The organism is Amycolatopsis sp. NPDC104775 (genome assembly GCF_055583325.1).
This window is the reverse complement of sequence record NZ_JBVJOE010000019.1, coordinates 1-23,214: the sequence shown is the minus strand read 5'-3', so window position 1 is coordinate 23,214 and position 23,214 is coordinate 1. Positions and strand designations below refer to the sequence as shown.

Annotated in this window: 23 protein-coding genes and 1 rRNA gene; 16 read left to right on the top strand and 8 right to left on the bottom strand. The window is 69.3% G+C overall.

Going from position 1 to position 23,214, the window contains the following annotated elements:
* The first annotated feature begins 21 nt into the window (after positions 1-21).
* Both ACZ63D_RS41460 and ACZ63D_RS41455 read left to right on the top strand, forming a co-directional pair.
* The gene (locus tag ACZ63D_RS41460) at positions 22-498 is read left to right on the top strand and encodes a carboxymuconolactone decarboxylase family protein (protein ID WP_465359812.1); all 477 of its coding nucleotides are present in this window, start codon (positions 22-24) and stop codon (positions 496-498) included.
* Complete coding sequence (locus ACZ63D_RS41455) at positions 447-1,673, top strand: MFS transporter (protein ID WP_465359811.1); 1,227 nt, start codon at positions 447-449, stop codon at positions 1,671-1,673. The genes ACZ63D_RS41460 and ACZ63D_RS41455 overlap by 52 nt, the downstream gene beginning before the upstream one ends.
* Here ACZ63D_RS41455 and ACZ63D_RS41450 read toward each other — a convergent pair.
* Both ACZ63D_RS41450 and ACZ63D_RS41445 read right to left on the bottom strand, forming a co-directional pair.
* Positions 1,640-2,830, bottom strand: coding sequence for an acyl-CoA dehydrogenase family protein (locus ACZ63D_RS41450; RefSeq protein WP_465359810.1), 1,191 nt, complete (start codon positions 2,828-2,830; stop codon positions 1,640-1,642). The two genes, ACZ63D_RS41455 and ACZ63D_RS41450, sit on opposite strands and share 34 nt — an antisense overlap.
* Positions 2,827-3,987, bottom strand: a complete 1,161-nt coding sequence (locus ACZ63D_RS41445; RefSeq protein ID WP_465359809.1) for a CaiB/BaiF CoA transferase family protein — start codon at positions 3,985-3,987, stop codon at positions 2,827-2,829. The genes ACZ63D_RS41450 and ACZ63D_RS41445 overlap by 4 nt, the downstream gene beginning before the upstream one ends.
* A gap of 77 nt (positions 3,988-4,064) precedes the next feature.
* Between ACZ63D_RS41445 and ACZ63D_RS41440 the strand changes: the two genes are divergently transcribed.
* Both ACZ63D_RS41440 and ACZ63D_RS41435 read left to right on the top strand, forming a co-directional pair.
* Positions 4,065-4,811, top strand: coding sequence for an IclR family transcriptional regulator (locus ACZ63D_RS41440; protein WP_465359808.1), 747 nt, complete (start codon positions 4,065-4,067; stop codon positions 4,809-4,811).
* A 71-nt stretch (positions 4,812-4,882) separates the two neighbouring features.
* Positions 4,883-5,365, top strand: coding sequence for a hypothetical protein (locus ACZ63D_RS41435; protein ID WP_465359807.1), 483 nt, complete (start codon positions 4,883-4,885; stop codon positions 5,363-5,365).
* Between the two features lie 5 nt (positions 5,366-5,370).
* Here the strand turns inward: ACZ63D_RS41435 and ACZ63D_RS41430 are convergent, their stop codons facing one another.
* A complete protein-coding gene (locus ACZ63D_RS41430; protein ID WP_465359806.1) occupies positions 5,371-5,778 on the bottom strand; it encodes a MarR family winged helix-turn-helix transcriptional regulator in 408 nt (135 codons plus the stop codon).
* A gap of 106 nt (positions 5,779-5,884) precedes the next feature.
* On the opposite strand from ACZ63D_RS41430, the gene ACZ63D_RS41425 reads away from it, so the two are divergent.
* The 7 genes from ACZ63D_RS41425 (at position 5,885) to ACZ63D_RS41395 (ending at position 12,374) form a co-directional block, all read left to right on the top strand.
* The gene (locus ACZ63D_RS41425; protein WP_465359805.1) at positions 5,885-6,955 is read left to right on the top strand and encodes a substrate-binding domain-containing protein; all 1,071 of its coding nucleotides are present in this window, start codon (positions 5,885-5,887) and stop codon (positions 6,953-6,955) included.
* A gap of 88 nt (positions 6,956-7,043) precedes the next feature.
* Positions 7,044-7,670, top strand: coding sequence for an AmiS/UreI family transporter (locus ACZ63D_RS41420; protein ID WP_465359804.1), 627 nt, complete (start codon positions 7,044-7,046; stop codon positions 7,668-7,670).
* 24 nt (positions 7,671-7,694) lie between these two features.
* Positions 7,695-8,732 carry an aliphatic amidase gene (locus ACZ63D_RS41415; RefSeq protein ID WP_465359803.1) on the top strand — a complete coding sequence of 346 codons (1,038 nt, stop codon included), beginning with the start codon at positions 7,695-7,697 and terminating at the stop codon, positions 8,730-8,732.
* 48 nt (positions 8,733-8,780) lie between these two features.
* On the top strand, positions 8,781-9,830 hold the full coding sequence (locus tag ACZ63D_RS41410; protein ID WP_465359802.1) for an AAA family ATPase: 1,050 nt from the start codon (positions 8,781-8,783) through the stop codon (positions 9,828-9,830).
* A 79-nt stretch (positions 9,831-9,909) separates the two neighbouring features.
* A complete protein-coding gene (locus ACZ63D_RS41405; RefSeq protein WP_465359801.1) occupies positions 9,910-11,067 on the top strand; it encodes a sialidase family protein in 1,158 nt (385 codons plus the stop codon).
* Between the two features lie 29 nt (positions 11,068-11,096).
* Complete coding sequence (locus ACZ63D_RS41400; protein ID WP_465359800.1) at positions 11,097-11,831, top strand: thioesterase II family protein; 735 nt, start codon at positions 11,097-11,099, stop codon at positions 11,829-11,831.
* Positions 11,832-11,894: 63 nt separating this feature from the next.
* Positions 11,895-12,374, top strand: coding sequence for a nitroreductase family deazaflavin-dependent oxidoreductase (locus tag ACZ63D_RS41395; protein ID WP_465359799.1), 480 nt, complete (start codon positions 11,895-11,897; stop codon positions 12,372-12,374).
* A gap of 69 nt (positions 12,375-12,443) precedes the next feature.
* Here the strand turns inward: ACZ63D_RS41395 and ACZ63D_RS41390 are convergent, their stop codons facing one another.
* Positions 12,444-13,571 (bottom strand): TetR/AcrR family transcriptional regulator, encoded by a 1,128-nt coding sequence (locus ACZ63D_RS41390; protein ID WP_465359798.1) that lies wholly within the window; start codon positions 13,569-13,571, stop codon positions 12,444-12,446.
* A 93-nt stretch (positions 13,572-13,664) separates the two neighbouring features.
* Between ACZ63D_RS41390 and ACZ63D_RS41385 the strand changes: the two genes are divergently transcribed.
* Entirely contained in the window at positions 13,665-15,212 is a 1,548-nt protein-coding gene (locus ACZ63D_RS41385; RefSeq protein ID WP_465359797.1) for an FAD-dependent monooxygenase, read from the top strand.
* Positions 15,213-15,988: 776 nt separating this feature from the next.
* Here ACZ63D_RS41385 and ACZ63D_RS41380 read toward each other — a convergent pair.
* The gene (locus ACZ63D_RS41380) at positions 15,989-16,609 is read right to left on the bottom strand and encodes an L-threonylcarbamoyladenylate synthase (RefSeq protein WP_465359796.1); all 621 of its coding nucleotides are present in this window, start codon (positions 16,607-16,609) and stop codon (positions 15,989-15,991) included.
* Between the two features lie 83 nt (positions 16,610-16,692).
* On the opposite strand from ACZ63D_RS41380, the gene ACZ63D_RS41375 reads away from it, so the two are divergent.
* The 3 genes from ACZ63D_RS41375 to ACZ63D_RS41365 all read left to right on the top strand — a co-directional run bounded on the left by ACZ63D_RS41375 (position 16,693) and on the right by ACZ63D_RS41365 (position 19,601).
* The gene (locus tag ACZ63D_RS41375) at positions 16,693-17,412 is read left to right on the top strand and encodes an MgtC/SapB family protein (protein ID WP_465359795.1); all 720 of its coding nucleotides are present in this window, start codon (positions 16,693-16,695) and stop codon (positions 17,410-17,412) included.
* 118 nt (positions 17,413-17,530) lie between these two features.
* Positions 17,531-18,370, top strand: coding sequence for a DivIVA domain-containing protein (locus ACZ63D_RS41370; RefSeq protein WP_465359794.1), 840 nt, complete (start codon positions 17,531-17,533; stop codon positions 18,368-18,370).
* A gap of 949 nt (positions 18,371-19,319) precedes the next feature.
* Entirely contained in the window at positions 19,320-19,601 is a 282-nt protein-coding gene (locus ACZ63D_RS41365) for a metal-sensitive transcriptional regulator (protein ID WP_005154208.1), read from the top strand.
* An 81-nt stretch (positions 19,602-19,682) separates the two neighbouring features.
* Here the strand turns inward: ACZ63D_RS41365 and ACZ63D_RS41360 are convergent, their stop codons facing one another.
* Positions 19,683-21,914 carry a heavy metal translocating P-type ATPase gene (locus tag ACZ63D_RS41360; RefSeq protein ID WP_465359793.1) on the bottom strand — a complete coding sequence of 744 codons (2,232 nt, stop codon included), beginning with the start codon at positions 21,912-21,914 and terminating at the stop codon, positions 19,683-19,685.
* Between the two features lie 11 nt (positions 21,915-21,925).
* Positions 21,926-22,132, bottom strand: a complete 207-nt coding sequence (locus ACZ63D_RS41355) for a heavy-metal-associated domain-containing protein (RefSeq protein ID WP_465359792.1) — start codon at positions 22,130-22,132, stop codon at positions 21,926-21,928.
* A 113-nt stretch (positions 22,133-22,245) separates the two neighbouring features.
* On the opposite strand from ACZ63D_RS41355, the gene cobF reads away from it, so the two are divergent.
* Positions 22,246-23,007 (top strand): precorrin-6A synthase (deacetylating), encoded by a 762-nt coding sequence (gene cobF / locus ACZ63D_RS41350; RefSeq protein ID WP_465359791.1) that lies wholly within the window; start codon positions 22,246-22,248, stop codon positions 23,005-23,007.
* 113 nt (positions 23,008-23,120) lie between these two features.
* Here cobF and rrf read toward each other — a convergent pair.
* A 5S ribosomal RNA gene (gene rrf, locus ACZ63D_RS41345) occupies positions 23,121-23,214 on the bottom strand; the annotation flags it as partial.

The following is a 23,214-nucleotide window of genomic DNA, read 5'->3' as shown; positions in this document are numbered from 1 at the left end:
TTCGAGACTTAACCTAGGTCCATGACAACGACGATCCCCATCCCCCAGCGCCTCGACTTCGACGCTCTGGCCCCGATTTTCTCCCGTGCGATGAGCACTTTGGACGATGCCGCGACCCAGCAGCTCGACCATGCCGGGATCGACCCGGCCCTGCGCGAATTGGTCCGTCTCCGCGCGTCCCAGATCAACGGCTGCGCGTACTGCGTCGACATGCACTCGCAGGCCGCGCGCAAGGAAGGCGTGACGGCACAGCGGGTCGACGCGCTCGCCGTCTGGCCGGAATCCGGCCTGTTCACCGCGGCCGAGCGGGCCGCCTTCGCGCTCACCGAGGACGTCACGCGCCTCTCCGAAACGCACGTGCCCGAGTCGACCGTCACCGAAGCGGTCGCGGCGTTCGGCGAGGAAGGCTCGGCGGCGTTGATCGCGCTGATCACCGCCATCAACATGTGGAACACGGTCGGCGTCTCGACCCGTTGCTGGTCGGTCAGCCCGGCATGACCACCGCGCGCACGGCGATCCGGCGGCTCGCCACCGCACAAGCACTGACCTCGGCAGGCGACGGCGCGGTTCTGGCCGTGTCCGCCGTCCACTTCACCACCCGGGTCGGCCTGCCGGCGGGAATCGTGGCGCTCGGGCTCTCGCTCGGCGCCGCGACGAGCCTGACCACCACCGTTCCGTTCGGGACGCTGCTGGACCGGATCGGCGCCCGCCGCGCACTCGCCGCGGCCACCGCCGCCGCGGTCGCGGGCCTGCTGCTGTTCGCCGTCGCGCACACTGTTCCGCTGTACATCGCCGCGTGCGCGCTCTTCGCCTGCGGGCAGAGCGCGCTCGCGGCGGGCCGCCAGGCGGTCGTCGCGACCGTCGTGGCTCCCGAAGGCCGCGTCCGGGCCCGTGCCCTGCTGCACACCGCCGTCAACATCGGCATCGGCGCGGGCTCCGGATTGGGCGCGCTGGTCTTGGCCAAAGGCACCAACGCGGTCACGGTTTTCCTCGTCGATGCCGGATTGTTCGTCTTCGCCACCGCGCTGTACCTGCACGCCGGACCAGACGCACGCACCGAACGCCAGACCGGCTGGCCGGCTCTGCGCGACCGCCGCTACGTCACCTTGACCATGCTGGCGGCGATCACACAGCTGACCATGCCGATCCTCAGCGTCACCCTTCCACTGTGGATAGTCACGCGCAGTTCAGCTCCACAATGGACTTCCGCGGTGGTGCTGCTGGCCAACACCGTCCTCGTCGTCCTTCTCCAGCTGCCGATCAGCCGACAGGTCCGCGACGCCCGTACCGCCCGCCGATCCCTTGCCGTAGCCGGAATTTTCCTGATCGCCGCCTGCGTGGTGTTCGGCTCGCTCGGCACCGCATCCCAGCCGGTCGTCGTGGCGCTGATCGGTGCTTTCCTGCTCACCATCGCCGAGACCACCGCCTCCGCCGGCGCCTGGCACCTCGCGTTCAGCCTTGCCCCCGAAGGACATCAGGGCCAATACCAAGCGCTGTTCGCCACCAGCACCGCGCTCGCCCGCATCACCGGGCCGATCGTGCTGGTCCCGCTCGTGCTGACGTTCGGCTTCCTCGGCTGGACGTTCGCCGGGCTCGGAATGCTGGCCGCGGCCGCCGCGCTGGCGGCCATGGCCACGCCTCAGCGGAAGGCCGAGTGCCCGGTGATCGCCTGACCGACCACCAGCGTGTGCATCTCGACGGTGCCCTCGTAGGTGAGCACCGACTCGAGGTTGTTCATGTGCCGGATCACCGGGTACTCCAGCGAAATCCCGTTCGCGCCGAGGATGGTGCGGGCGGTGCGGCAGATCTCGATCGCCTCGCGGACGTTGTTGAGCTTGCCCAAGCTGACCTGTTCCGGCCGCAGCACCCCGGCGTCCTTACGCCGTCCCAAGTGGATCGCGAGCAGCAGCGCCTTCGTGTACTCCAGCGTCATGTCGACAAGTTTCTGCTGCGTCAGCTGGAACGCGGCGATCGGCTTCCCGAACTGCGTGCGGTCCTCGGCGTAGGACATCGCCGCCTGCAAGCAGGAACGCGCCGCGCCGACCGAGCCCCACACGATGCCGAAGCGGGCTTCGTTGAGGCAGCTCAACGGTCCTTTCAGCCCGGTGACCTCCGGCAGCACCGCGTCCGCGGGCAGCCGGACGCCGTCGAGAACGAGTTCGCTGGTGACCGAAGCGCGCAGCGACAGCTTGTGCTTGATCTCCGGAGCGGAGAAGCCCGGGGTGTCCGTGGGCACGACGAAGCCGCGCACGCCCTTGTCGGTCTGCGCCCACACCACGGCGACGTCGGCGACGCTTCCGTTGGTAATCCACATCTTCCGGCCGTCGAGGACCCAGTCGTCGCCGTCGCGGCGCGCGCGGGTGCGCATGCTGGCCGGGTCCGAGCCGGCGTCCGGTTCGGTCAGCCCGAAGCAGCCGATCGCGTCGCCCGCCGCCATCGCCGGGAGCCACTGCTGTTTCTGGTCCTCCGAACCCCATTTCCAGATCGCGAACATCGCCAGCGAACCCTGCACCGACACCAGCGAGCGGATGCCCGAGTCGGTCGCCTCCAGCTCCAGGCAGGCCAGGCCGTACTCGGTCGCCGACATCCCGGCGCAGCCGTAGCCCTCCAGGTGCATGCCGAGCACCCCGAGCGAACCCAGGTCCTTGGTCAGGCCGCGAACGTCGGGCAGCTCGCCGCGCTCGAACCAGTCGGCGACGTACGGGTCGATCCGGTCGGCGCAGACCCGGCGGACCGCGTCCGCGATCGCCTTCTCGTCTTCGGTGAACAGGTCGCCGAGCCCGGCGGGGTCGCGCGGATCCAGCGGCGGCAGGGACTGCGTGGCGCTCATTTCTTCTCCTCTGCGAGCCAGCGGCGAATCTCGTCGCTGTGCTGCCCCAGCCGGGGCGGGGCGGAATAGCGGGCGACCGGCGTGTCCGAATAGCCGATCGGATGGCGGACCTGGGGCGGCGCGTCGTCGCCGACCGGCACGGTGGGAGCGAGCCCGAGCGATTCCGCGAGCTTGAACCCGTCCGCGAGATCGCCGACCGGACCGGCGGGCACGCCGGCCTCAGTCAGCCGCGCGGCCCACGCCGCCACGGTGTCGGTGCCGAGCCGTTGTTCGAGCGCGGCCCGCAGCTCCGGACGGTTGCGCACGCGTTCGGCATTCGTCGCGAACCGCTCGTCGTCGGCCAGCTCCGGCACTCCCAGCACCTCGGCGAGACGGCGGAACTGCCCGTCGTTGCCGCAGGCGAGCGCGAGGACGTCGTCCTTGCAGCGCAACGTTTCGTACGGCGCGATCGACGGATGCGAGTTGCCCATCCGGCGCGGCGCGCGTCCGGTCGTGAGATACGAGGAAGCCTGGTTGGCCATCGAACCGAGCAGACTGGACAGCAGATTCACCTCGACCCGCTGCCCCCGCCCCGTCTTTTCGCGGGCTCGCAACGCGGCGAGAATGCCGATGGTGGCGTCCTTCGCGGCGAGCACGTCAACCAGCGCGACGCCGACCTTCGCCGGTTCGCCGTCCTCGGCGCCGGTCACGCTCATCAGGCCGCCCATCGCCTGCACGAGGAAGTCGTAGCCGGGCAGATCCGCGTCGCCGCCGAAGCCGGAAACCGAGCAGTACACGATGCCGGGATTACCCACGCGGACCGATTCGTAGTCGAGCCCGCGCCGCCGCAGCGCGCCGGACCGGAAATTCTCCACGAGCACATCCGCACGGCGGGCGAGTTCGCGCGCCAGCACCAGGTCGTCCGGGTCGCCGAGATCGAGCACCACGGACTTCTTCGACCGGTTGGCGCAGTCGAAATACGAGCTGGAGTTCGCCGTCCACGGCGGCCCCCAGCCCCGGGTGTCGTCCCCGGAACCGGGCCGTTCGACCTTGACCACCGTCGCCCCTAGGTCGGCCAGGTTCACGCACGCCAGCGGACCGGCCAGCACCCGGCTGAAATCCGCGACGACGACACCGTCCAGCGGCAGGCTCACGAGCGCCACCTCCTCGCTACGCATACTGGCATCAAAATACGTATTTACGCAACCTGCAGGTCCCGGTAGAGTTCGCGATCACCCGAGGAGAGAAAGCAGCGATGCCGACGCACCCCACGCCGGACGGCCGCCCGAGGCCGCACCACCGGATGATCGACCGGGTGTCGACCATCCTGGAGCGGGCCGCGCGCTCCCGGAACGGGGTCACGCTCACCGAGTTCGCCCGCGAGCTCGATGCGCCGATGAGCTCGATCCAGGGCCTGGTCAACGGCCTCGTCGCGACTGGCTACCTCGACGAGCACGACCGCCGCTACTCCCTCGGCCCGGCCCCGTTCCTGCTCGTCCGGCTGGTCGGCCGCCCCACGGTCACCACGGTGTCGCACGAGGATCTCGAAGCACTGCACGAGGAAACCGGGATGACCGCGGTGCTGGCGATCATGGTCGGCAGCGACCTCTACTACGTCGACCACGCCTCGCACGATCCGCGCTACGCCTACCTCGCCGAAGGGTTCGTGCGCCGCTCGCCGATCCGCACGTCGACCGGCTGGATCCTGCTGGCGGCCATGGAAAACCGGGACCTGTGGCCGCAGATCGGCGCCCTGCCGCCCGCGGACGCCGAACTGGTCGAACGGTTCGTGCAGGACCTCGCCCGGATCCGCGCCGAAGGCCTGGTCGCCGCGCCGAGCGCGTCCACCGAGGCGGACGGCGTGTCGGTCGCCGTCGTGGAGGACGGCCGGACGGTCGCCGCGGTCGGGATCATGGGCAGCCACGAGGAAGTGGCCGAGCGCAAGGACGAGCTGATCGAAGTGCTCACCCGGCACCGGCGCGCACGGCGGAAGCGGCCCTAGGAAATTTCCCGGAATGCGATTCCGGGCTCGTGCCGGATGGCAGCGGGCGCGAACCGGGCAAAGCTGGGCTCATGCCGCACGCCCTGGTCCGGAAGTTCTCTCCCACCGCGTGGACTCGTCCGCTGCAGATCGCCACCGTCGTCTGCTCGGCGATCTTCACCGTCGGCACGATTCTGCAGAACTTCGTGATCATCGACCTGGACATGCTCCGCCTCGCCCTGCGGACGGCCGGAGCCAGCGCGTCCGACGCGCCGGGATTCCTGATCGGACTTCGCACCGTCGGCTGCCTCTACCTCGTGGGCAACGCGGCCGGCCTGCTCGCGCTGCGAGGCCGGACGTGGACGTTCTGGGTCGTCGTCGCCGTCAACGTCACCCAAGCCGCCGGAGTTTTCGCGGTCCCGCCTGCGGTTTTCGCCGCGTCCACCACCCTCTACGGACCGGCCGGAGTCCTCCCGTCCGTACTCACCGACGGCGGCGCGGTACTGCTCGCCCTGGTCTTGCTCGGCAGTCTCGCCGTCTTCCGGACTCCGTGGGCGCAACGCCGGCAGAGCTGACCGCCTTACTCGACCTCGACGTCCGAGAGCTTCGCCAGCACCCCGCCGTCCGGATCCAGTTCGCGTTCGACCTCCGCCAGCTTCGCGGTTGCCCGCTGATGCGCACTGCGCCCGCGCGGCGCGAGATACACCCGCACCCGCCGCCGGTCCTCGACGTCCACCTCGCGATACGCCGCCGCAGTCGTGACGAGCCGGTCGACCACCCGGGTCAGCGTCGGCCCGGTGACCAGCGTCCGCCCGGCCAGTTCGGTCATCGTGAGCCCGTCCCCGGCGGCGAGCGCGTCCAGCACCAGCCAGCCGTCGAGGGTCAGCCCCTCTTTCTTGAGCAGCGGTTCGATCCGGAGGGTGACCGCGCGTGCGGTGCGGGTGAGCTCGCGGATGAACGACGCCTCGGCCGCCTGTGCCTGCCTCATCCGCCCGCCCTCGTTCCCCTTGCGCAAATGCCTCCGCATTGTAAGACTTCCAAATGGAAGCAAGTCAACCGGCAAGTGTGGAAGTCCTACGAAGCCCGGAGCCGGCATGGGACTCGGAGTCGCCAGCCGCGCGAGCGCGTTGCGCGTCGCGCTGGTCGTCCCGCTGCAGGGACCGGCGGGCCTTTTCGGGCCTTCGTGCGAGGCGATCAGCGAACTCGCGGTCCGGGAACTGAACGACGCGGGCGGGATCCTCGGCCGCGAAGTGACCCTGGAAGTCGTCGACGGCGGCGCTGCGCCCGCGCAGGTCGCGGCGGCCGTGCGCCGGCTGGTCGACGCGGGAGAGATCGACGCGGTCACCGGCTGGCACATTTCCTCGGTCCGCAACGCGCTCGCGCCGGTCCTCGCCGACCGCGTCCCGTATGTGTACACGTCGCTCTACGAAGGCGGCGAAAGTCGTTCCGGCATCTACTGTTCCGGCGAAATCCCGCGCGTGCAGATCCAGCCCGCGCTGCGGTGGCTGCGCGACAACTGCGGCGCGCGCACCTGGTTCGTCGCGGGTGACGATTACGTGTGGCCGCGCGGTTCCGCGGACGCGATCCGGCGCTACGCAAGGGAACTCGATCTCCAGATCGCCGGCGAAGCCTTCGTCGGACTCGGTTCCGGCGACATGGCCCGGCTCGTCCGGCGCATCGAAACCTCGGTGTGCGACGGCGTGCTGATGCTGTTCGTCGGCCAGGACGCGGTGCGGTTCAACCGCCGGTTCGCCGCGCGCGGCCTCCACGAGCGGATGCTGCGATTCAGCCCGCTGATGGAAGAAAACATGCTGCTGGCCAGCGGAGCCGACGCGACCCGGAACCTCTTCGCGTCCGCCGCGTACTTCCGCTCCCTGGTCACCGCGGACGCGATGGACCTGCTCGGCCGGTACGTCCGCCTGCACGGCCCGGCCGCCCCGCCGCTCAACAACGCGGCCGAATCCTGTTACGAAGGCTTGCATACGCTCGCCGAACTCGCCCGCCGCGCCGGGACTCCGGACATGCGCGCGATGAACGCCGCGATCGACGGCGTCGCCTACGACGGACCGCGCGGCACGGTCGAATTCCACGGCCAGCAAGCCGCCCAGCACGTGCACCTCGCCGCCGCCCGCGGCTGCGACTTCGATCCGATCACCCGGCTCTGACCCGGCCCGTTCCGGTCTTGACGGCCGCCGTCCGCCCATTTATTTTCACTTGACAGTATTTCATCTGGTACCAACTGAGGAGCGTGCGATGAACAACGTCGGCCTGCTCTACGTCGGGGCGGTACTGCTGGTCAACGGGCTGATGCTGCTCGGGCGCGTGCCCGCGCGGTCGGCCGCGGCGCTGAACCTGTTCGTGGGCGGGCTGCAGTGCGTGACGCCGACGGTGCTGATCGTCCAGGCGCACGGGGATTCCGAAGCGATCCTCGGCGCGTCCGGGCTGTTCCTGTTCGGCTTCACCTATCTGTACGTCGGGATCGCGAACCTCGCCGGGCTCGAACCCGAGGGCATCGGCTGGTTCTCGCTGTTCGTCGCGGGCGCCGCGCTCGTCTACGCCGGCTTGGCGTTCTGGCGGCAGCACGATCCGGTGTTCGGCGTCATCTGGCTGTCCTGGGCTCTGCTGTGGGGCCTGTTCTTCCTCGTGCTCGGCCTCGGCCGCGAGGAGCTGACCCGGTTCACCGGCTGGGCGACGATCCTGCTGAGCCAGCCGACCTGCACGCTGCCCGCGTTCCTCGCGCTCACCGGCGGCTACCGCTCCACCGCGACCACCGCGCTCGTCGCCGCGGCGGCCGCTGTCCTGCTCGTCGTCCTCGCCGCGGTGCTCGGGCTCCGCGGCCGGCCCCGCACCGTCCACGACCGCGCAGCGGCCGCGGCCTGATCCCTCCACCAAAGGAGAAATCCCATGCGACACGGTGACATTTCCTCGAGCCCGGACACGGTCGGCATCGCGGTCGTGAACTACAAGATGCCGCGGCTGCATTCGAAGGCCGAGGTGCTGGACAACGCGCGCAAGATCGCCGACATGGTGGTCGGCATGAAGAGCGGCCTGCCCGGAATGGACCTCGTCGTGTTCCCCGAATACTCGACGCAGGGGATCATGTACGACGAGCAGGAAATGTACGACACCGCGGCCACGGTCCCCGGCGAGGAGACCGCGATCTTCTCCGCAGCCTGCCGCGAAGCCGACACCTGGGGCGTTTTCTCGATCACCGGCGAACAGCACGAGGACCACCCGAACAAGCCGCCGTACAACACTTTGGTGCTGATCGACAACCACGGCGAGATCGTGCAGAAGTACCGGAAAATCCTGCCGTGGTGCCCGATCGAGGGCTGGTACCCGGGCGACACGACCTACGTCACGGACGGCCCGAAGGGGCTCAAGATCTCGCTGATCATCTGCGACGACGGCAATTACCCGGAAATCTGGCGGGACTGCGCGATGAAGGGCGCCGAGCTGATCGTTCGCTGCCAGGGGTACATGTACCCGGCGAAGGACCAGCAGGTATTGATGGCGAAAGCCATGGCGTGGGCCAACAATTGCTACGTCGCGGTCGCCAACGCGGCCGGATTCGACGGCGTGTACTCGTATTTCGGGCACTCGGCGATCATCGGTTTCGACGGCCGCACCCTCGGCGAAACCGGCGAGGAGGAATACGGAATCCAGTTCGCCCAGCTGTCGCTCTCGGCGATCCGGGACGCCCGAGAGTACGACCAGTCGCAGAACCATCTGTTCAAACTGCTGCACCGGGGTTACTCGGGCGTGCACGCGGCCGGCGACGGCGACAAGGGCGTCGCGGACTGCCCGTTCGAGTTCTACCGCACGTGGGTCACCGACGCGCAGAAGGCACAGGAGAACGTCGAAGCCATCACGCGCAGCACGATCGGCGTCGCTGAATGCCCGGTCGGCCAATTGCCCGCGGAAAAGACCAAGCAGGCCTGATTCTCCGCTGGCCGCCGGTTCCGGTTTTCGGTTCAGGGAAAGGACACCATGCCGTTCATCACCGACAGGTACCACGACCAGAACCGGAACCGGCAGCCAGCCGCACCGGCCCCTGTTTCACCCACCCCGGACACCCCGGACACCCCCGACGCGCTCGCCGAACGCCTGCGCGGCCGGGTCCTCGGCCAGGACCCGGCCGTCGACGCCGTCGTCCGGGCCATCACCCTGGCCCGGGCAGGCGCGACCGAACCCGACCGTCCACCCGCGACAGTCCTGCTCCTAGGCCCCACCGGCGTCGGCAAAACCGAACTGGTGCGCCAGGTCGCCGCCGCCCTGCGCTCCGGCCCGGACGATCTGTGCCGGGTGGACATGAACTCCCTCGCCCAAGAACACTACGCAGCTTCCTTCAACGGCGCCCCGCCCGGCTACGCGGGAAGCAAGGAAGCCTTTACCGTGTTCGATCGGTCTACTGTGGAGGGTGACCCGTACACCCCAGGCATCGTCCTCTTCGACGAAGTCGAAAAAGCCCATCCCACCGTCCTTCGCGCGCTCTTGGGCGTCCTGGACAACGGAATGCTGCGCCTGGCGAACGGACAGGAAAAGATCTCCTTCCGCAACAGCTTCGTCTTCCTCACCTCGAACCTGGGCTCGAAGGAATTAGCCCGCCGCCGAGGTTCCCGCTGGCGTGCTTTCCTGGACCGCGCCCACACCCGCCGGACCGTTGTCGACAAAGCCCTGCAGTCGTTCTTCGACCCGGAATTCCTGAACCGCATCGACGAAACGGTGATCTTCGACGAACTGGACCGCGCCACCATCGCTCGCATCGCCCGCCTGGAAACCGACCTGCTCCGCGCGAGACTCCGCCGCCGCGGCGTCGACCTGCAAGTGGACGAATCCGCCGTCCGCCTCCTGGCCGACCAGGGCTTCGACCCCGTCTACGGCGCCCGCGGCCTGCGCCGGACCCTGCGCACCCACCTCGCCGCCCCGGTAGCCGCGGAAATCCTGCGAGCACGCCCCACCGGCACCGCCCCGCTGCGGATCACCGCGACCGCCACGGCCGGAGTCATCCACGCGAGTGCCCCCGATCCGGTGTCTTGACGCCGAGCGACCGCCTCTCTAGGTTTTCCAGACATAGGACGTCGGACATCCCATGTCCGAGGCGAGAGGCGGTCCCCCGGTGCTCCCGAAAACAGTCACGCTCGCGGTGGCCGCAACGATCTTGAGCTTCCTCCCGGCCCCCGCGGCACACGCGAGCCTCGGATGCACGTCTTCGACCCCATTCGTCTCGGGCACCGAGGGCTACCACACCTTCCGCATCCCCGCGGTGGTCCGCGCGTCGAACGGCTCGCTGATCGCGTTCGCCGAAGGCCGCCGCGACTCCCCCGGCGACTCCGGCGCGATCCACACCGTCGCCAAAACCTCCCGCGACGGCGGCTGCACCTGGAGCGGCCTGCGCGTAGTCGACAGCAACGGCGAAGCCACCGCCGGAAACCCGACCCCGGTCGCGGCCCGCAACGGAGACCTCGTCCTCCTGACTGTCCACAACGGACCAGTCAGCGAGAAAGCCATCATGTCCGGCACCGTGTCCCCGCAAGACACCCGCCGGGTTTTCGTCCAGCGCAGCTCCGACAACGGCCTCACCTGGACCCCAGCCAGCGACATCACCGCCACCGCGAAACTGCCGTCCTGGCGCTGGTACGCCACCGGCCCCGGCCACGCGACTCTCCTGCAACGCGGCCGCTACGCCGGACGAATCATCGTGCCCGCCAACCACTCCAGCGCCCCTCCGGCGGGCTCCGCGGACGTCGGAACCGAGGCCAAGTACTACGGCGGCCACGACCTCTACAGCGACGATAACGGCCGCGTCTGGCACATCGGCTTCACCGACGACCCGACCGACGGCGTCATTGCCCCCAACGAAACCACCGCCACCGAACTGCCGGACGGCACCGTCTATTTCTCCAGCCGCAACCAAGGCTCCGCCCCCGGCCATCGCCTAGACGCCTACAGCACCGACGGCGGCCGCACCCTGACCCGCCCGTACCAAGTGCAGCCGGCCCTCTCCGGCCCGAAGGTCGAAGGCAGCGTCCTGCAAACGACCAACCCCCGCGCACTCCTCTACTCCGGCCCCTCTGATCCCGCTGCTCGCCGCACCATGCAACTGAGAACCAGCTCCGACCGCGGCAAAACCTGGCAGCCATCCACCGTGCTCGCCAACGCCCCCGCCAGCTACTCCGACCTGGTGCAACCGGACCGGGCCACCGTCGGCGTCCTGTACGAAACAGGCGTCACCAGCGCGTACGAGAAGATCGAATTCCGCCGCTTGCCCCTTTAGCAGCGGTCGCCCCCGGTAAAATCGCCCGCATGACGGACCCGTGGCTACGCCGCTTCCACCCCGCCGACGACGCCCCCGCCCGTTTGGTGTGCCTGCCGCACGCGGGCGGCGCAGCCCCCTTCTTCCACCCGCTGTCGAAAGCGCTGTCCCCGGCCGTCGACGTCCTCGCGGTGCAGTATCCCGGCCGTCAAGACCGCATGGCCGAACCGGCCCTGCGCACCATCGAGGAACTAGCGGACGGCGTCACCCAAGCCCTGTCGGCGTGGCTCGATCTCCCAGTAGTCCTGTTCGGCCACAGCATGGGCGCGACGCTCGCGTACGAGGTAGGCCTGCGCCTGGAAGCCCGCGGCACCCCCGCGGAAGCAGTAGTCGTCTCCGGCCGCCGAGCCCCGTCCCGCCTGGTGCACGAAGAAGTCCACCTCCAGGACGACGAGGGTCTGCTGTCCGAAATCGAAGGCCTGGCCGGCACCGATCCGAAGGTGCTGCGTGACCCGGAACTGCGTGAACTGTTCCTGCCCGCCCTACGCGCGGACTACACGGCCATCGAGACGTACCACCCGAGCGCGGGCCCGCTGTCCGCGCCCATCCACGCACACACCGGAGACGCCGACCCGCACGCCCCCGTGGACGACGTCCAAGCCTGGTCGTCGCACACCCGAGGCGACTTCACCCTGACCACATATCCCGGCGGCCATTTCTACCTGGTAGACCACGCCGCCGCTCTGACCGACGCCCTCCGAAAACTGACAACAAGCAGCTTCTAACGCCCTTGCTCGGGCGTTTGACACCCCGCCAACGACCCAGCCCGCCCCCGTAGGCTGCCGTCCATGGAACTGCGCAGGATCTTCGCCAGAGTCGGCCGCAGCAAGGCATTCGCCAAGTTCGGCCAAGCGATGATGCCCGCCGACCGCCTGCTCCTCCGCGTCAGCGGCGGCCGCCTGGGCGTAGGCGCGGCAGTCGGGCTGCGCACCCTCCTGCTCACCACGATCGGCCGCACCACCGGCGAACCGCGCCAGGTCCCCCTGCTGTACGTCGAACGCCCCGGCGGATACGTCGTGATCGGCTCCAACTGGGGCGGCGAACACCACCCCGCCTGGACAGCAAACCTCCTGGCCCACCCCAACGCGACAGTCTCCGTCCACGGCCGCACCGTCGCAGTCCGAGGCCGCCTGCTGGAAGACGCCGAACGCCAGGAAATGTGGGACGCCGTCGCCTCCTACTGGCCCGCCTACGACCGCTACGCCGAACGCGCCGCGCACCGCGAAATCCGGGTCTTCCTCCTGGAACACGCACGCCCGGCCTCCTGACCGCCCCGGCTGCGCTCGTCGGCAAGAACTACCCGGCGTGCTCGCCCGAGGGCGGTTCAGCCGACCGGCCTAGCCGAGCCGCGCGGCGATGCCGTCCAGCAGGCATTCAAGGCCGAGCATGAATTGCGCGTCCTCGGCTGCTGCCTCGGCTGTCTTTCGCGCGCCCGCGGGAGCGCTCGCCTCCCCGCGCTGCCCCGCGACGGTCCGGCCCCACCCAGCCGCCCGCCCCGCGACCGCCCGACCGGACCCAGCTAGGTCACGGTCCGCCTCAGCCATTCGCCCAGCCTCGGCCACCTCCGCGCTCGACCGGCCAGCACCGGCCACCCGGCCAGGTCCGGCGGCCTCCGCACCCGGACCGCCCGCGCTAGTCGCCTGGCCAGGCTCATGCGGCTCCGCACCCGACCCAGCGCCCGACCCACCGGTCGCCCAACCAGGCTCATGCAGCTCCGCGCCCGACCCACCGGCCGCCCAGCCAGGTCCGGCCGTCTCCACGCCCGGCCCAGCGCCGTCCGCACCGGCCTCAGCCACCGAACCAGCGCCGTCATGCCGCTCGGCAAGAAAGCTCTCCAGCACGCGCGCGAGCAGCGGATACGGCCCGCCCTCGGACACGGCGTCACCGAACCAGGCCCGGGCCTGCCGCTGCACGTCCACCACGTCGACGAACGCGTTGCGCTGCCACATCGCCCGCTCTTCCGCCCACTGCAGCGCCTGACCGGTGACGTATCCGTCGAGCAGCCGGGCGTACCCGAGCGCCGACGCGAGGTCTTGGCCCAGCCGGTCGAACGTCGCCAGCACGAACTCGGTCCGCCGACTCGCGTTCGGACCCGCCGGAGGCCGCTGGTGCACCAGCCGCGCATACCACGGATGCCGCTTCGTCATCGCCCACGTGTCGACCGCGACGCCAGTCAGCTCGCCCCGCCAGTCCTCGCCCGGGACTTCCGGGGTGCGCACCTCGCTGTTCGCCAGGTCCAGCATCAGGTCCACCAGACCGTCTTTGCTGTGCACGTAGCGGTACAGCGACATCGGCGTGGACGCGCCCAGCTCCTTCGCCACTGCCCGCATCGTGAGCGCCTCCGCGCCGCCGTGGTCAGCCAGGCGCACAGCCGCGTTGACGATGTCGACTCGTCCGAGACCCCATCCGCGCTCCGGCGGCTCAGGCAGCAGCCAAATCGGCGGTGTCGGTCCTTGATCTCCCATTCAGCTCCTTGTCTCCAGCCCGCTTGCGTACACAGTACATCCTCATGTACAACGTACACAAGATGTACAACGTACACGACCTGGGGGTACGAAATGACTGCACGAATTCCTGTTCTGATCTGCGGCGGAGGGATCGCCGGACTCACCGCGGCACTGTTGCTGCACCGAGAGGGGGTAGCGCCGGTGCTGGTGGAAAAGCACGCCAGCACCTCCCCGCAGCCGAAAGCACGCCGGTTCAATCCGCGCAGCACCGAGGTGTTCCGCCTGCTCGGCCTCATGGACGAGGTCGAGCAGGCCAGCGCACCGCTCGCGTCGTTCACCGGCATGCTCACCGGCACGACACTGGCCGACGCGACCTGGCCGGAGGTCACGGACACCTTGCGCGAAAGGCTCGCCCAGCACGCGAAGATGCCTGACCTCAGCCCGGCACCAAGCGTGCTGTGTCCCCAGGACGTGCTGGAACCGGTGCTGCGGCAGGCCGCCATCGAGCGTGGAGTGTCGGTCCGGTTCGGCACCGAACTGGTGTCGTTCGAGCAGGACGACGACGGGATCACCGCGGAACTGCGCCCGGCCGACGGCGAGCGGTACCAGGTCAGCGCCGAATACCTGATCGCGGCGGACGGCGCGCGAAGTCCGATCCGCACCGCACTCGGCATTCCGCGCAGCGGGCACGGCCACCTGGCCGACAACCTCGACGTCTGTTTCCGCGCCGACCTGGCCGAACTCGTCCGGGACAAGCCGTTCAACCTGTGCCGGATCGAAAACCCGGCCGCCTCCGGCGCGTTCGTCTCGGTCAACGGCACCGACCGGTGGCTCTTCTCCACCTCCGACTTCCCCGGCTCGGATGTCCTGGGCGAGGACGGCTGGCGAGAGCTGCTGCGCACTGTCGTCGGCGTGCCGGACCTCGAGGTCGAAGTGCTGAGCCGGATGCACTGGGAGTCGGGGATGTACGTGGCCGACCGGTTCTCCGCCGGCCGGGTCTTCCTGGCCGGCGACGCCGCGCACGCGATGCCGCCGATGGCTGCCGCGGGAGCGAATACCGCGATCGCGGACGCGGCCAATCTCGCCTGGAAGCTCGCCGCGGTGCTGTCCGGCACGGCGACGCCCGCCCTGCTCGACACCTATCACTCCGAGCGGTACCCGATCGGGTACGCGACGGCGGAGTTCTCCAGCATGACCAGTGGCCATCTCGGCACCATGATCGCCACGATCACCAGCGACGACGCGCCGCGCGTCGATCCGCTCGCCGCCCTGTTCGGCGTGCAATACGAACACGGCGCCTTCGTCCCGGACGGACGCGGTCCCGCCCCCGAGGACCGGTATGGCCCGGCCGGTCGTCCAGGCACCCGGGTGCCGCACGCTTGGCTCGACGCCACGACGTCCACAGTGGACTTAGCGGGGCCTCGCCTCGTTTTGCTCTGCGGACCGGACAACGCCCGCTGGACTGCCGAAGCCGAGCAGCTGGGTCTTCGCGTCGTTCCCATCTCGGACGAGGCGTGGCTGACCGAGACGGAACTGCCTGCCGACGGTGCGCTGCTGCTCCGGCCGGACGCCATCGTCGGCTGGCATTCGACGTCGGAAGTCCCGCTGGCCGACGCCCTATCCAGCCTGCTCAACACCCCAGTGGAGGAAACCGTGTGATCTCTTCGGCAGCGCCCGGGTTCGCCCGCCCCGCGCGCTAGGTCTGCCCGCGTCCGACGCAAGAAAGGAGCCTCGATCGGACCTGCCCCAGTGCGCAGCCCCTCGGTGCCAGTACCTATTCAGCCCGTTTCGGCACCGACTGGTTGATCCGCTGCCGTCTCTTCTGCTCAGGCCCTAGCCGTGCCATCGTGCCAGCCCGCCCCTGCCGCGGCCCGGGCCTGAAAGAGAGCGCAGCTGCTCACGCCAGAACAGCGCGGATCGCTGAGGGCCGCGCCAAGAGAACGAGAGAGTCATGGCCGATGCCGAAAGGTGCGTCAAGCAGCGCCCCGCCGCGCTCAACACCGGACATGCCACCGGCTCGCGCTGCTCGTCGCTGAAACGCTCGGCAGCGGGTCACGAGCACCGTCCGCAGCCTGCAACGAGAGGAGATCGGATAGAGAAGCTCGCACGACCGTCCGCCAGCCCGCTGCGGTCGTCACGTCGAGCGCCGTGCACCTGCGCGATCCGCGGCCGAGGCCCTCGCGTCAAGTGGCCTGCGCCGCAGCGTCGCCGGAAGCATTCCCAGTCGGAAGCAATCGCTTCAAGCCGCCAACGCCAGTAGCGGCACTTGGCACGAGCGATGTCGGCAGCTGTCGCGTCAAGAAGCTGATATGAGCAGCCGTCGAGTCCAGCAATCCACGTCCACCACCGTCGCGGCGAAGAACCCGGCACGATCGCCCGCGTCCAGCTCGGACCACCAACCCCTCAGGAGGCGACAAAACTGATGAAGACCCCGCTCATTCGAACCGGGACGGATCTCCCGCCCCGTGCCGCACGACCTCCGCCTCGCCGGAGGAGAAGTCGATCACCGTGGTCGGTTCCACGCCGCAGTCGCCGGAGTCGATGACCGCGTCCAGCACGTGGTCGAGTTCTTCCTTGATCTCCCAGCCCTGGGTGAGCGGCTCGCCGGAATCGGGCAGCAGCAGCGTGCTCGACAGGATCGGCTCGCCCAGTTCGCCGAGCAGTTGCTGGGTCACCACGTGGTCGGGGATCCGCACGCCGACGGTCTTCTTCTTGGCGTGCAGCAGCCGCCGCGGGACTTCCTTCGTCGCCGGGAGGATGAACGTGTACGGGCCGGGCGTGCTGGCCTTGATGGCGCGGAACACCGCGTTGTCGACGTGCACGAACTGGCCGAGCTGGGCGAAGTCCTGGCAGACGAGCGTGAAGTGGTGCCGGTGGTCGAGCTTGCGGATGGCGCGGATGCGTTCCATCCCCTGCTGGTTGCCGAGGCGGCAGCCGAGCGCGAAGCACGAGTCGGTCGGGTAGGCGATGAGCCCGTCGTCGCGCAGCAGGTCGACCACCTGGGAGAGTGCGCGGCGCTGCGGGTTCTGCGGGTGCACGTCGAAGTAGCGGGCCATTGCCCGAGCTTAGGCGTGCCCGCCGGGCCGGGCGCGCGGGCTCTCCGGCGGCCGGGCACAGTGTCGGGCGAGGAGGTACGTCCGTGCATGCTCTCTGGTCCACCGGCGAACAGTGGGAACTGCTGCCGCCGGTGCTGCTCGCCCTGCTGCTGAGCACGGTGATCGGCATCGAGCGCGAGGTCGGCAACAAACAGGCCGGCCTGCGCACGCACACGCTGGTCGGCGTCGGGTCGGCGGTCTTCATGCTGGTGTCGAAATACGGTTTCGCCGATTTGCTCGGGATCGAGCACGTGGCGCTCGATCCGTCGCGGATCGCCGCGCAGATCGTGTCCGGCATCGGGTTCGTCGGCGGCGGGCTGATCTTCGTGCGCCGCGACGCGGTGCGCGGTCTCACCACCGCGGCGACCGTCTGGCTCGCCGCGGCCGTCGGCGTCGCCTGCGGGGCCGGGCTGCCGGTGCTGGCCGTCGCGACGACCGCCGGGCTCGTGGTGATCACTCGCGGATTCCCGCCGATTTCCCGGTTCGTCGCGCGCCATCGACGGCAGCCGCCGATCCTCCGGTTGAGTTATGCCGACGGCCACGGCGTATTGCGTGCCGTGCTCGCCGCTTGCACCGATCGAGGCTGGGTCGTCCACCGGGTGGCGGTCGACCGCGAAACGGTTTCCGAAGAGGGGCAACGGATCGCGGTCGTCACAGTGCAGTTGCAGGGGCGCGGCGATCTTCCCGAACTCACCGCGGAACTGGCCGAATTGCCCGGCGTGCGAAGCACCGCGACGGGCGCGGAAGACCCGCTCGAAGATTGACCCGCCCCGGGTTCCCACGGATCGCCGGACTTCAGGCACACTGGAGGCAGTGCGGAAACCCCGGTGCGGCAAGAAAAACGAGCGCCGAGGAGAAACCATCCAAATGGGAGGTGAGAGCATGGCCCCCGGCGGTGGCGAGGACTTGATGGCCGTCCGGCCGTCCTTCGACTCGGCTTGGCGCGGCTATCAGCGCGGCCAGGTCGACGAATTCGTCACGTGGGTCGAGGCGGAATTCCAGCGCCTCGCCGCGGAACGCGACGCCGCGGCGCACCAGGCCGCCGAACTCGCCGAGCGCAATCGCGAACTGCGCGCGACGATCGACCGGATCAGCCGCACCCCCATCGCGCCGGACGCGTTGCAGGAACGCTCCCGCCGGATGGTCGAACTGACGCGCGAGGAAGCGGCGGAAATCACCGCCCGCGCCGAGGACACCGCCGCGCGGATCATCGCCGACGCCAAAGCGGAAGCCGTCCGCCTCACCGAAAAGGAACGCGCGCTCGTCGAAGCCGTCGCCGCGGACCGCGAGCAGCAACGGCGGGAACACGAGGATCTGCTGCGCCGCGCGGTCGAAGAACGCAAGGCCGCGGACGAAGCGGCGGCGAAGGAACGCCGTCGGCTCGAAGAACACCTCACACGCACTTTGGCCGACCGCCGCACCGACGCACTCCGCGAAATCGCCGACCGCACCGCCGCCGCCCGCGCCGAAGCCGACGCGCACGTCCGCCAAGCCACCGACCACGCCACCCGCATCGTCTCCGACGCCGAACAACGGGTCGCCGAACTCACCGCCGTGCAGCAACGGGTGAAGTCCGCACTGCGCGGTGCCCGCGAACTGCTGGCCACCGCGAGCGCCGACCTGGCCCCGGACGGCACTCCGGTCCCGAACCAACGCCGCACGTCCGCGCTCACCGAAGTCGTCGAGGTCACCGAAGTCGCCGAGGTCGCCCCGACTGGTTGAGCCTTCGCCCGGAGGCATCGGGCGGAGTGGCGGACGGCCGGGTGCCGCGAACAACGGCCTGGTGGCGAACGGCACTCCGGTCTCAAACCAACGTCTCACGTCCGCGCTCACCGAAGTCGCCCCGACTGGTTGAGCCTTCGCCCGGAGGCATCGGCCGGAGCGCGGACGGCTGAGCGCCGCGAACAACAGCTTGATGCCGAACGCACTCCGGTCCCGAACTAACGCCGCACGTCCGCGCTCACCGAAGTCGCCTAACGGTTGAGCCTTCGCCAGGGGCCATCGGGCGGAGCGGCGGACGGCCGGGGTGCCGCGAACGACGGCCTGGCACCGAACTGGCCCCGGGTCTGCTCGCGCCAGTCCTGCCGAATCCGCTGGGCACGAGCCAAGCGCGCTGCGGGCTCTCGGTGGTGGGCACCACGAACACCGGGCTCGCACCCACCCAGCACTGGAGCACGCGCGCACTACTCGCGGTCGCCGAGTTCACCCACCCTGAGCACCGACTCAGGGCACGCCGCGTGGTTCTCAGCGGTTGGTCGGCCGCGATGTTCTCGGCGGTTCGTCGCCGCGAGCCTCAACCGCACGCACTCAGCGCAACCACACGCACGTAATGATCGCGGTCACCGATACGCCCACCCCGCATACCCGCCCAGGGCACGCCACGAGGTTCTCGGCGGTTGGTCGCCGAGAACCTCAACCGCACACTCAGCCCAGCCACACGCACGCATTGATCGCGGTCACCGAATTCCCCACCGGCTGAGCACCGGCCCGGACATGCCGCGAACCTCTCGGCAGCTGGCCACCGCGAACCTCAACCGCCCCCCATCCAGCACGGCCGCACACTGCCCACGGCCGCTAAACCACCCACCAGCCGAACCCCCGCCCCAGATACGCCGGGTGGGTATACTCGACACTGAACCAACGAGGTGCCGAGAACAAGGGGCGATGTGCGATGACCGGCTACGGCAGTGAACGAGAGGCCTACCTCAAGCGCCTTCGCCGGATCGAGGGCCAGGTCCGCGGCCTGCAGCGCATGGTCGAGGAAGACAAATACTGCATCGACATCCTCACTCAGGTGTCCGCGGCGACGAAGGCGTTGCAGTCCTTCTCGCTGGAACTGCTTGACGAGCACCTGGCCACCTGCGTGGTCCAGGCGGCAGCCGCGGGCGGGGAGGAAGCGGACCTGAAGGTGCGCGAGGCCTCCGACGCGATCGCTCGGCTCGTGCGGTCTTAAGACAGTCCCAGCGCGGCGGCAAGTACGCAGAACAAAACGGGCCAGCAGCGGAAACTCCCGCTACTGGCCCGTCCTCGAGAATCACGCTGCCCGGAACCGCCGCAACCGCAGGCTGTTCGACACCACGAACACCGACGAGAACGCCATCGCCGCGCCCGCGATCATGGGGTTGAGCAGGCCGAACGCCGCCAGCGGCAATGCCGCGACGTTGTAGGCGAACGCCCAGAACAGGTTCCCCTTGATCGTCCCCAGCGTGCGCCGGGCGAGGCGGATCGCGTCGACCGCGGCGCGCAGGTCCCCCCGGACCAGGGTCAGGTCACCGGCTTCGATCGCTGCGTCCGTTCCGGTGCCCATGGCCAGTCCGAGGTCGGCTTGGGCCAGCGCGGCCGCGTCGTTGACGCCGTCGCCCACCATGGCCACCACTCGGCCTTCGCCTTGCAGGCGCTTCACCACGGCCACCTTTTCCGCGGGCAGCACCTCGGCCACTACCTCGGTGATGCCAGCGGCGTCGGCGATCGCTCGTGCCGCGCCGGCGTTGTCGCCGGTCAGCAGGACCGGCTGCAAGCCCAGTGCGCGAAGCTCGGCGACGGCTTGCGCTGACGTCGGCTTGATCGTGTCCGCTACGACCAGCACGCCTCGCGCGATGCCGTCCCACGCGACGAACACCGCCGTCGCGCCGCGTTCTTCCGCAGCTGCCTTCGCCTCGGTGAGCCGGTCGTCGATCTTGACGCTCCAGTCCGCCAGGAACGCGGCTCGACCGGCGAGGACGGCCGCACCTTCCACGAGGCCCGCGACGCCGAGGCCCTCGGTGTTCCGAAACTCTGTCGCCACCGGGAGGTCGCCGACTCGCTCGCGGGCACCGTCCGCGATGGCTTTCGCGATTGGGTGTTCCGAAGCGTGCTCGACGGCCCCGGCGTAGCGCAGCAGTTCGCGCTCCGTGACGCCTTCTCCGGCATGGACGTCCACCAGGCTCATTCGCCCGGTCGTGACGGTCCCGGTCTTGTCGAGCACCACGGTGTCGACCCGGCGAGTGGACTCGAGCACCTCCGGGCCCTTGATCAGGATCCCGAGCTGCGCACCGCGACCGGTGCCGACGAGCAGGGCCGTCGGGGTCGCGAGCCCCAGCGCGCACGGGCAGGCGATGATCAGCACGGCGACCGCCGCGGTGAACGCCTCGGTGACGTTGCCGCTGGTCAGGAGCCACGTGATCAGCGTGCCCAGAGCCAGCACCAGCACGATCGGCACGAACACCGCCGAGACGCGGTCGGCCAGTCGCTGGACCGCGGCCTTGCCGTTCTGCGCTTCCTCGACGAGCCGGGCCATCTGCGCGAGCTGCGTGTCCGCGCCGACCCGGGTCGCGCGCACCGCGATCCGGCCGCCGACGTTCACCGTCGCGCCCGTCACGCCGTCACCCATCGCGGCCTCGACCGGCACGGATTCCCCGGTGATCATGCTGACGTCGACCGCCGAGCTACCGTCGGTGACCACGCCGTCCGTGGCGATTTTCTCGCCGGGCCGGACCACGAAAGTGTCGCCGACCCGGAGCTGGTCGACCGGGATCCGCTGCTCGCGGCCGTCGCGCAGCACCGTCACGTCCTTCGCACCGAGTTCGAGCAGAGCCCGCAGCGCGGCGCCGGACCGGCGCTTGGACCTCGCCTCGAAGTAGCGGCCGGCCAGGATGAACGTGGTGACGCCCGCCGCGACCTCGAGGTAGATGTTGTCGGTTCCCGATCCCCCGGACACGCCGAACTCGAAGCCGTGCCGCATGCCCGGCATCCCCGCCATGCCGAAGAACAGCGCGTACAGCGACCACAGCGTGGCGGCCGAGACGCCGAGCGAGATCAGCGTGTCCATCGTCGCCGCGCCGTGCCGGAGGTTGGTCCAGGCGGCGCGGTGGAACGGCCACGCGCCCCAGACCACGACCGGCGCGGCGAGGGTGAGCGACAGCCACTGCCAGTTCGTGAACTGCAGCGCGGGGACCATCGCCAGCACGATCACCGGCACGGTGAGGATCGCCGAGTACAGGAGCCGGTCGCGCAGCGGGCGCGTCTCGTCCTGTTCGGGTTCTTCCGGCTTCTCCGCTCGCGGCGCTTGCGCGGTGTAGCCGGTCGCTTCGACGACGCCTACGAGGTCGTCGACCGAAACGGTGGAGGGGTATTCGACGTGCGCCTTCTCGGTCGCGTAGTTCACGCTCGCGGTGACGCCCTCGACTTTGTTGAGCTTCCGCTCGACCCGAGCAGCACACGACGCGCAGGTCATCCCGCCAATGGCGAGTTCGACTGACTGCACGGGGGCTGGTGTCGTGGTGCTCATGTCACTCCTTTTTACGCGACGACCTGGTAACCGGCCTCAGCGACGGCAGCCTCGACTGCCTCGCGCGAGATCGGCTCCGCACTGATGACCTTCACCGCGCCGGTGGCGAGGTCGACGTCGACCGTCTGCACGCCAGCCAGGCCGCCTACCTCCTCTTTCACCGATCCGACGCAGTGCCCGCACGTCATGCCTTCGACGGTGTAAGTCGTTTCGGTCATCGCCACACTCCCTATCGTGCTCTTAGCTCTGCCTCCTTTATACCCCTAGGGGGTAGCGGCATGCCAGGGGACCCTGTCGTGAACCCGGTTACCCGCCGGGAGAGACTGCAAGGATGCGGAAGATCTACGCGATCGGGATCGGTGCTGGCGACCCGGAACACCTGACGGTGCAAGCCGTCGACCGGCTCAATCGCGTCGATGTGTTCTTCGTGCTCGACAAGGGCAGCGCGAAGGCCGATCTGGTGCAGCTGCGCCAGGAGATACTGGAGAGGTTCGTGAGCCGGCCGGGGTATCGCGTGGTGAGCGCGAAGGACCCGGACCGCGACCGGACACCTGCCGACTACCGCACCGCGGTCGCCGACTGGCACCAGCTCCGCACCGACGTCTACGAGCGGCTGATCCGCGACGAGCTGGCCGACGGGCAGACCGGCGCGTTTCTCGTCTGGGGCGATCCGGCGCTGTACGACAGCACTATCGCGTTGATCGAGGCCGTGCTGGCGCGCGGGAACGTGGAGTTCGACTACGAGGTCGTGCCCGGCATCAGCAGCATCTCCGCGCTGGTGGCCCGGCATCGCACGACGATGAATCAGATCGGCCGCGCCGTGCAGCTCACGACGGGTCGCCGGTTGGCCAAGGGCTGGCCAGGTGAGGCCGATGACGTCTTCGTGCTTCTCGACGCGCACACGACGTTCGATCAGTACGCGGGCCAGGGGTTGTGGATCTACTGGGGCGCGTACGTCGGGACTCCGGACGAGATTCTGCTGTCCGGGCCGTTGGACGAGGCGCTGGCAGTGAAGATCAAGGAGACGCGAGCCGCGGCTCGAGAGCAGCATGGGTGGATCATGGACACGTACCTGTTGCGGCGGCCGGAGTGAGGGCGGCGGGCCGTCTTCCCGGCCGCCGTTTTTTGGGCATAAAAAAGAGAGCGGGGTTCCGGGAGAACCTGTGTTGTGGTTCTCGACCGGAGCCCCGCTCCCGTTCACAGTAAGTTCGGCGGTGTCCTACTCTCCCACAACCCTTCGGTTGCAGTACCATCGGCGCAGTCAGGCTTAGCTTCCGGGTTCGGAATGGGACCGGGCGTT